The sequence below is a fragment of the Nocardioides caeni genome (genome assembly GCF_004912195.1).
Lineage (GTDB): Bacteria > Actinomycetota > Actinomycetes > Propionibacteriales > Nocardioidaceae > Nocardioides > Nocardioides caeni.
Genome location: NZ_STGW01000040.1, coordinates 1 through 1,453, shown reverse-complemented (window position 1 = coordinate 1,453; position 1,453 = coordinate 1). Strand labels below are relative to the sequence as shown.

Here is a 1,453-nt window from a genome sequence, read left to right as displayed (position 1 = left end):
CCCAGGGCGTAGGAGGCTTCGCGCAGCTCGTTGGGCACCAGCTTCAGCATCTCCTCCACCGACCGGACGACCGTGGGCACCATCAGCAGCGCCAGGGCCACGCCGCCACCGATGCCGATCCGCGGCAGCGGGTCACCCAGGAGCACCTGGAACAGGGCGAGGGCGAAGAGGCCGGCGACGATGGACGGGATGCCTGTCATCACGTCGACCAGGAAGGTGATCAGCGAGCCGAGCTTCGAGCCGGCGCCGTACTCGACGAGCCAGATGGCCGTCAGGAGGCCGATCGGGATCGCGATGAGCGCGGCGATCGCCGTGACCATGACCGTGCCCATGATGGCGTGGACGATGCCGCCGCCCTCGCCGAGCAGCGCGCGGCCGGTCATGTCGGTGGTGAGGAACTCACCGGTGATCACCGGGGCCCCCTTGGCGACCACGGTCACCATCAGGCTGACCAGCGGGATCATCGCCAGCACGAAGGCGGTCCAGACCAGGCAGGTGATCAGGCGGTCGGTGGACTTGCGGCGGTTCTCGACGGCGGCGCTCCAGCCCGGGTAGGCGATCACGAAGACCGCCCACGCGATGACGAGCTGCAGCGCGATGCCGGACCCGAAGAGCACACCGACGAGGGCGCCGGAGCAGAGGGCGGCGACGCCGACGATGACGGCGGCGAACCGCGGGAGCTGACCGACGGAGGTGTCGATGGCGGGAGCCAACATCTCGGTGTCGTCGAGCGGAGGGGTAGTGGTCATCTCGGATCAGCCCTTAGCGACGCCGCGGGTGGCGATCCAGCGGCCGAGGAAGTTGACGGCGAAGGTGAGGACGAACAGCGCCAGGCCCGCGAAGATCAGCACGTTGACGCTGGTGCCCGATGCCTCCTTGAAGGACCTCGCGATGAACGCGGCGATCGTGTTCGAGTTGGCGGACGAGACGATGTCGAGGCTCACGATGATGCCCGTGGTGGACAGCACCATGGCGACGGCCATCGTCTCCCCGAGCGCGCGGCCGAGGCCGAGCATCAGCGCGGCGACCATGCCGGAGCGGGCATAGGGGAAGACCGCGAGACGGATCATCTCCCAGCGCGTCGCGCCCAGGGCGAGCGCCGCCTCCTCGTGGGCCCGCGGCGTCTGCGCGAAGATCTCGCGCATGATCGCGGTGACGATCGGCAGCGCCATCAGGGCCAACACGATCCCGGCGGTCAGGATGGTGCGGCCGGTGGCGCTGGCCGGACCGTCGAAGAACGGAATCCAGCCGAAGTAGTCCACCAGGAACTCGTGGAACGGCTTGAGGTACGGCGCCAGCACGATCAGGCCCCACAGGCCGAAGACCACCGACGGCACGGCGGCCAGCAGGTCGACCAGGAAGCCGACCGGCTTGGCGAGTCGGCGCGGGGCGTAGTGCGAGATGACCAGGCCCAGGCCGATGGCCAGCGGCGTCACGATCACCATCGCCACGA

2 protein-coding genes are annotated in these 1,453 nt (G+C 69.2%); both read right to left on the bottom strand.

The features are described from left to right. Window positions 1-749 (bottom strand): PstA family ABC transporter permease (locus E9934_RS19385; protein ID WP_238695068.1); only part of this gene is annotated, 749 nt, incomplete at its 3' end. 6 nt (window positions 750-755) lie between these two features. After that, the coding region (gene pstC, locus E9934_RS19380) for a phosphate ABC transporter permease subunit PstC (protein ID WP_136564546.1) at window positions 756-1,453 on the bottom strand (698 nt) is incomplete at its 5' end.